At 40.0% G+C, this 7,376-nt stretch carries 6 protein-coding genes and 3 pseudogenes; 2 read left to right on the top strand and 7 right to left on the bottom strand.

Features of this window, described 5'->3' with window-relative positions:
- Nucleotides 1–237 precede the first annotated feature (237 nt).
- The 3 genes and pseudogenes from CDZ78_RS10735 to CDZ78_RS10725 all read right to left on the bottom strand — a co-directional run bounded on the left by CDZ78_RS10735 (nucleotide 238) and on the right by CDZ78_RS10725 (nucleotide 2,076).
- Nucleotides 238–1,194, bottom strand: a complete 957-nt coding sequence (locus tag CDZ78_RS10735; RefSeq protein ID WP_244559224.1) for a glycosyltransferase family 2 protein — start codon at nucleotides 1,192–1,194, stop codon at nucleotides 238–240.
- 25 nt (nucleotides 1,195–1,219) lie between these two features.
- Nucleotides 1,220–1,684, bottom strand: a pseudogene (locus CDZ78_RS10730) (helix-turn-helix domain-containing protein); the annotation flags it as partial.
- A gap of 170 nt (nucleotides 1,685–1,854) precedes the next feature.
- Nucleotides 1,855–2,076 carry an ISAzo13-like element transposase-related protein gene (locus tag CDZ78_RS10725; RefSeq protein ID WP_087868317.1) on the bottom strand — a complete coding sequence of 74 codons (222 nt, stop codon included), beginning with the start codon at nucleotides 2,074–2,076 and terminating at the stop codon, nucleotides 1,855–1,857.
- Nucleotides 2,077–2,098: 22 nt separating this feature from the next.
- On the opposite strand from CDZ78_RS10725, the pseudogene CDZ78_RS10720 reads away from it, so the two are divergent.
- Nucleotides 2,099–2,915 (top strand): annotated as a pseudogene (locus tag CDZ78_RS10720) (tyrosine-type recombinase/integrase).
- A pseudogene (locus CDZ78_RS24080) lies at nucleotides 2,912–3,976 on the top strand (IS91 family transposase). The pseudogenes CDZ78_RS10720 and CDZ78_RS24080 overlap by 4 nt, the downstream one beginning before the upstream one ends.
- 337 nt (nucleotides 3,977–4,313) lie before the next feature.
- Here the strand turns inward: CDZ78_RS24080 and CDZ78_RS10705 are convergent.
- The 4 genes from CDZ78_RS10705 to CDZ78_RS10690 all read right to left on the bottom strand — a co-directional run bounded on the left by CDZ78_RS10705 (nucleotide 4,314) and on the right by CDZ78_RS10690 (nucleotide 6,541).
- A complete protein-coding gene (locus CDZ78_RS10705; protein WP_087870007.1) occupies nucleotides 4,314–4,685 on the bottom strand; it encodes an HVO_A0114 family putative DNA-binding protein in 372 nt (123 codons plus the stop codon).
- Between the two features lie 11 nt (nucleotides 4,686–4,696).
- A complete protein-coding gene (locus CDZ78_RS10700; RefSeq protein ID WP_087870006.1) occupies nucleotides 4,697–5,044 on the bottom strand; it encodes a toxin-antitoxin system TumE family protein in 348 nt (115 codons plus the stop codon).
- A gap of 755 nt (nucleotides 5,045–5,799) precedes the next feature.
- The gene (locus CDZ78_RS10695; RefSeq protein ID WP_087870005.1) at nucleotides 5,800–6,198 is read right to left on the bottom strand and encodes a hypothetical protein; all 399 of its coding nucleotides are present in this window, start codon (nucleotides 6,196–6,198) and stop codon (nucleotides 5,800–5,802) included.
- Entirely contained in the window at nucleotides 6,188–6,541 is a 354-nt protein-coding gene (locus CDZ78_RS10690; protein ID WP_087870004.1) for a hypothetical protein, read from the bottom strand. The genes CDZ78_RS10695 and CDZ78_RS10690 overlap by 11 nt, the downstream gene beginning before the upstream one ends.
- Nucleotides 6,542–7,376: the final 835 nt, after the last annotated feature.

The following is a 7,376-nucleotide window of genomic DNA, read 5'->3' as shown; positions in this document are numbered from 1 at the left end:
TACTCGGCCTTCTAGCGCATCTACGCCCGCTGAAAATCAGGGAAACGTAGCCTAAGCGACTCCCCGACTTTATAATACTTATCTTTCTTAGCCATATTTTAATAGGAATATCACAATGACAAGTACGCAACAACGTAGCGAACTACAAAGCCAAATTTGGAAAATTGCGAATGAGGTTCGTGGATCAGTCGATGGCTGGGATTTTGCATACTACAGCCGCTATAGTGAGGAGCCAAATCATTGTTTGTGTTTTCTGTTAGATCTAGGTTTAATCAAGTAGCCTGGACGGCCTTTAACCTCTTCATAAATTCGCCTCAGGTAATGGCTGATTATACCCAGCCCCATAAGGATTGTTCCCCCAATAATGACAATTAATAAGTTGATAGTCGTAAATCCATCAAGGGCAATTCCCTGACACTTTTGCCAAAGGCTTATTAAACCAATAATAATACCGAGCAGGAGGCTGAAAGCGCCGGTCCAGCTGACAATTTGTAAGGGTAGGCTGGAAAGTGCCGTTATATTATCAATTGCATAGCCTAGTAGCCTAAAACGACTCCAGCGGCTTCCGCCGGAGCCTTGCCTGGTACCGACTTTAAAAGGGATGCGTGCTGACGGGTAACCCGACCAGCCAATGAGGCCACGAAAAAAACGCTGGTTTTCAGGGAACGCGAGATAGGTATCAACGACATGCCTGTCAAGTAATTTAAAGTCACATAGCCCACGAATGTTTAAATGCGTAAAAAAATAGAATAAGGAATAAAAGAGATGTGATAGAAACTTGCTGAGTAAGGACTCTCTACCACGGTTAACTTTGATCGCTTCAACAACTAAAACGCCTCTCGTCCATAGCTCAACCATTTGCGGAATTAATTCTGGCGGGTGTTGCAGGTCTGCATCAAGTATAATAACGGCGTTACCTCTTGCAGCAGCAAGACCAGCATGTATCGCTGCCTCTTTTCCAAAGTTGCGGGTCAGCTCTATAAGCCGAATGCGGTGGTCTGTTTGTGTGATGGAGAGTATTGTTGCTACGCTGTTATCGGAAGAGCCATCGTCAACAGCGATAACTTCCATTGGTTTGTCTTCACCACAAAAGGCTGCTGATATTATGGTTTGCAGGTTTTTGCTTATGTCCGAGCCTTCATTGAAAACAGGAATAACAAGTGAAAGTACAGGTGGAGGAAGTGGTATTACCATAATCTTAAGGGTTTTGTTATTTTTTTGATAAATCATCCGCTATTTTAGCTTTGCCGATCCAGTGATTAAAGATCGTCCAGATTCGATGTGGATTCACCTTTAATATTTCAGCAACCCGATTGACGGGCATTTCTCTTTCAATCAGTGCCAATGCCATGGCTTCAAATAGCAGAGTGAAGCCACTGCCGGGGAGATCCCAATGGACTTCTACAGTACGAACTTTCCCGTCCGTTGTTGTGATGCGAGGAACAGAGCAATGTAGATAGCAAGAATGCTCAAAGAAGCTCAAATGTTGCCATTGCCGATCGACTGTATCATGCACTGGGCAGAGAACCCACGATTCATCAGCAAAACGGGCGCCTGGTTCAAAACCTATCTGCAAATGAAATTCATTCTGTTCTAAAATATTGTCGTTTGAAAAGATAATTTATTCTACTTTCCAAGGCGATTGTAAGCCTAAAGCCATACTAAATAAAGATTCACTATTCATGGTATTATTATCGCACTACCCACTAGGATTCACATAGAGCCCCGGGTACTCTTCTGTTTCTATTATTTTATTTCATTAGTTTCATATTTAATGTTTTGACAGGGGGGGGCATTATCACTTTTCTTGGCTTTATACTTAGGAATAAGCACGAAACAACTTCCCGATATTAATTATTCTTGAGGAATTGCACGGTAATTCCATTTTGGTAAATGTGTATCAAATACAATCGGCATTATTTCTTTGAAGTCAGCGGCATATTTTCGTCCTGTCTCGTATATTTTGTCGAGTATGTGAACAATTGTTGTTAGTCCTTTTGACGTTGATGTTCTAGAAATCAATGTTTTAACTGTTTCAACCGAGTCAAATACAACACCTTCACAAGCACGAGTCACATGAGGAAAAAAACGATGTTCAATGGGATTATACTTTGCTATTCGTCGTATCGGCGAGCATTTTCAGGGACATCTGGATAACTTATCGCAAGAGCAACTGGTGGATTATTTTTATGATCTTTTAAACCGTCTTTCCTGGAGTGCGGTGAAATTAGATCTCTATGGGCTAAAGTTTTTCTATACGCATGTACTCCATAAATCATGGGTTGATGTGCCGATGGTTAAACCACCTCGCTGTACGCGTATTCCCGATATTGTGACGGTGGCGGAAGCACCGCAGTTGTTTATGTCGACACGCGTACTGAGTTACCGGGTATTCTACTTTACAATTTACACTATGGGCTTGCGTCTGGGCGAGGGCTTGAACTTACAAGTGGGGGATATTGATGCGACACGTATGCGTGTACATATTCGTAATGCCAAGGGTAATAAGGATCGTCTTGTGCCTTTACCCTTGAGTACTTTGCAGGTGTTGCGAAAGTTTTGGGTTGTGCATAAAAATCCAGTGTTGATATTCCCCAACCGTGCCCGGGGTCTAAAAGGAGCACATCTTGCTGAGTCACCCCTTGATCGTGGTGGCGTTCAGAAGACGATTAAACTGGTTACTGAGGAAATGGGGCTAAAAAAACATTTCTTGTCACTCCTTACGCCATAGCTACGCCACTCATCTGTTAGAAGCTGGGGTTGATTTAGTAGAGCTACAGAAGATCTTAGGTCATACCAGCCTGGTGACCACGGCTCGCTATACGCATTTGACCGATATAACCAATGAGAATGCGGAACAACACATTAATCAGTTAGTCAGCGGGCTTTCTATTCGCTGGGGAAAGATCTTATGATTACCCTTGCTTCAGTGATTGACCAATTCCAGGACGACTTTTTAAGCGAGTATCAAAACCGTTTACGCCCCAATCAAATCAGTGCGCTACATGCAATAAAACGCTGCCGGACACAGATGAGTCCTGTAATGCAGGTGAACTGTGCAGACTGTGATTATCAAACCTTTGTGCCACATTCTTGTGGACATCGTAACTGTCCGCATTGTCAGCATCATGATTGTCAGCAATGGATTGAACGACAGGTGCAAAGACAGGTACCTGCTGATTATTTTATGAATACCTTTACCTTGCCTGCTCAGTTAAGGCCCTTGGCAAAACAGAACCCGCGTTTAGTTTACAGCATGATGTTTGACTGTGCCTGGGCGACCTTACAGAGTTTCAGTAAAAATGATAAACAGTTGCGAGGTGATCCAGGGGCAATTACCGTCTTGCATACCCACTAACGCGAATTGAATGATCACCCGCATATTCATGTGATCATGCCGGCGGCTGCAGTGGACAAGACCCATAAGTAAAGAGAGTAAATACCTGTTTAATCATAAAGCACTAGCGAAAGTATTTCGCGCTAAAATGCTGACGCATATGCGCGAAGAAAAATTATCATTCCCTGCGTTGATTCCTAAGGTCTGGGTAGTCGATTGTCAATTCGTCGGAGCGGGTGATAAGGCTCTGATTTATCTGGGGCGATATATGTATCGTGGCGTGATTCGTGAAAAGGATATTTTATCCTGTCATGATGGCAAAGTGACATACCGCTATCAAGACAGTAAAACCAAACGCTATCAAACCAAAACAGTGTCGGGAGCTGATTTTTTTATGGCTGGTATTACAACATGTTTTGCCTAAAGGCTTTCGTCGTGCACGATTGTTGGCTTTTTACACCCCAATAGCAAGGGCGTGATTAAACTGATTCACATCCAGCTAAAGTTTGATCCGGCGAAGATATTACGCACACTGAAACCACGCCCGCACAAAGTTGTAAATGCTGTGGTGGTGCAATGATCGTAGGGCGCAGACGAATCCCAAGAGTGGAAGTGACATTTCAGCCCCTGCCGACTTAAGCTCTGAAAACACTGACGGTTATGTGAATTCAAACGCATTCACCCAGGTAAGCAGCGAATAAATCGCTGAGGTAGTTACTTGGGCTAAAATCGGGGGTTACGGGATAAAAAATGCCCTGATACTTAAACTTTGGAAGTTGCCTGCACTGCGCACCGCGCAAGGTTCGATTAGGTTTTAAAAAACGAAGTCTGATTACTCAATCGGGCTAATCAGCAAAAAGCTACCTTCATATAGCGTAGTAACAGAATATCTACTATCCCCCCGGGCTTGTCCAACAAACGGTTCAGATTGTGACTCGCTTCGCGATCACAATCTAACCTTGTTCGTTATAAATTTTTAATTGCAAGCAAATGAGTTCAACCCAAACTCAAGTTTAAAATCTGTTGCTGTAACAGAAGGAACTATTTTTCCTTTTTCTTTATTTAAAGAAACTATTCCATAGTTTTCTAGGGTTTTAAGTGTCCGAGATAAATTGGATTTTTTTCTATGGCTCAATATCTCAAGTTCAGTAAGTGATTGGGGCTTACATTTAATAATAAGTTTTAAAAGCTCTTGATTTTCATTACTTAAAACCTGTGAAAGTGATTTTATAGATTCAAACCAAATTTTAGGTTCATTCTTCTTTGGCTTATATTCTCCTCTAACTATAGATAGAGTTCTTTTTTTATAGTCTTCCTGTGACATAATTCCTACATTCATAATTTTCATTTTATTGACCTTTATTTCTCAAGAAGTATTTTATCTACATCCATCCAAAAATCTTCGAGTAACTGGCTTGCACTTTCAAATTCATACGGTTCAACTATTTTTCTTTTATGCTTATGATCCCAAGTTAACCTTTTAGCACTATATTTTTTCTTCTTTGGTTTTATAGCATGGGCATTATCATAACCGAGAATCCTAGCATTATTAGGGCTGTGCAATGTTAAAGAGTATTTAATACCATGTGGTATATGTTGATTAGAGGGAACAGATTTTGCTTCAATTTTTGTCCAATAGCCATTTTCCATTGGAAAAATCTCATTATTAAGCTGAAGTAAAACTTCTAGCCCTATGTCACTCTCCATTTAAAACGCCTATAATTAAGTTATCATCTGATGATAACTTAATTATAGCAAAGAAATTTAAGTGGTACTGAATTGATTTTGATTTATAACACTAAGCTCAGATGACGTAGGAAGGTAGACGATAAATTCTAACCAACGCACTGAACTTTGATAAAAAAGGATGGTTGAAAACGTGCTGCGCTTCCTACAGTCAGCTGGAGCGCTTGGTTACAGTTCGGTATTCGACCATCTACAACCGAAGCACATTCGTTTCGGTTGACAGTCTTAAAATGCTTTTAGTGTAGCAGGGCTTGTTAAACAGCGCGATTTACTTTTAATGTAGTCCTGTAAAAACAGTGGATGGCTAAATAGCAATAAGATCCTTACCCAGGCCATAACTTTTCCAATCACGATAAGCTAGACAGGAGTACTAGCGAAGACTTTCCAAGCATAAAAAGGCTTTGATATTCTTTTGCCCTGCTACCTCCCACTCAACCCTTTCCGATAAAGTGATGACGGGTGGAATTGCTAAGAAAAAGAACGCGGCAACCTTGCCGCTGTCTGTTGCGCCTGAGCAATGCTAGCCCAATCAAAGGGGTCAGTGTAATTGATTTTTTTATATTTTCAGACTTTCTACCCTGTCCCTTGTATGTCTGAGGAATTCCAAGTCGATTTAAGCGTGCTAATCAAACCATAATATAGCCTTATCAATGATTTTAAACTAAGTTTACCCCAACAAAACAACAATAACTCTGATCCCTTTGATTCAATAAGAACTACTTTTCATTGCAGATAGTCCATATTTTATGCCCAAGTGGTTTTAATCGAGAATTTCCGCCAGGATAATGCTCCTCATATCTAAGGTTGTCTTTGATGCTGTGAACAGTATCTCGTACCTTTTTAATCTCTACCCATTTATCTAAGGCAAGCGTATGCCTAAGAGCATTTCCTTTTTCCAATTTATATTTCGCAAATGAGTCTGAGACTGATCCAACTATACACCCGTTAAGGTCCGGATTGGTTTCACTTAATTTATACCCCAACCGATCGCTACCATTTTGAAAATATGGAACCCGATAATGAGAGAGTTCAAAATACCCATCCATACAAGAGTCACGACTCGGTCGGATATCAATATTTAGCCCTTTGTCGTGTTGGGAAAATTCAAAATCCATGTACAACAATTTTTTTCAGGTTACTTTTTGCAACGCATCTTTCGATATTTCCACGCTGGGCTTGAAGGCTGCTTTCTGCAATTAACCTATCTAAAATAATTTTCTTATCACCCTGTAGATACAATTCATAAAATTTATACCCCATTGAACCCACAAGGGCTATTACCGATATAATCGTGACAAAACCAATTATTTGCCCAATTACTTTTGCGGCATTCATTCCTTGAATTTGTCCCACTTTGGTTAGAACTATCTTTAGCAACAAAGATCCACATAGGACAACCAAGGCTGCAAGTGTAACAGGGCCTTTGACGACCTCTAGAATATCAGGAAAACTTTCCATGCCCATCACTAATATTATTCGTATACATATACAATAGCGAAGACCGTTTAAAACATAACATTATTATTAGCAGGCAACCTTTCTCTGATACCTAAGATATTCACCACGTAAACAAGAATATTATACAGGATATCAATATCCTGTACTTTCTCCCTATTCTCCCACTGTATTGATCTTAAAATCAGGCAGTTTTCCCTGCTATCAAAATTATCCTGTCAAATTGCCTCTATAATTGATAATATCCAGAAAAACAGGCGCATTAACAAGAAAACTTAATCTATTTATAGTTTGGTTTATTACCTATGTCAATTGAAAAACCTAAAAAGAATTTACTAGAGGAAACACAGAGCATTTTTCAGCGTTTACATTACTCGATTCATACTGAACGTGCTTATTGTGATTGGATTATACGTTTTCATCACTAGTGTGTTATTGACTGGTTGAGTCATATTGATGAGCAATCTTTATACATCAGTAGCGTAAGTATTTGCGAAATTCAAAAAGGAATCAGTCAACTTAACGCCCTGACTATCAACAAAACTTGACGCGATGACTAAACGATACTCTGTTACCGTGGTTTGAAGTCAAGATCATTCCTGTTGATACCCAATTAGCACGCTAATGGGGAGAATTATTAGGGTTTTTTAGTAAAAAAAGATTAACGCGCCCTATTATGGATACATTAATTGCAGCATCAACAATGCACGGTGGTCTTATATTAATTACTCGTAATACTGATGATTTTAAATTATTTGAAACAAAGTTACATAACCCGTGGAATTGAAATAAAGGTAAGCGTCAATTAAACCACACATTCAAAACCAACCTAAAAAAT

The organism is Bathymodiolus platifrons methanotrophic gill symbiont, assembly GCF_002189065.1.
Taxonomy (GTDB): Bacteria; Pseudomonadota; Gammaproteobacteria; order Methylococcales; family Methylomonadaceae; genus Methyloprofundus.
The sequence above is the reverse complement of the archived record's forward strand: the minus strand, read 5'-3'. Positions and strand labels throughout refer to the sequence as shown.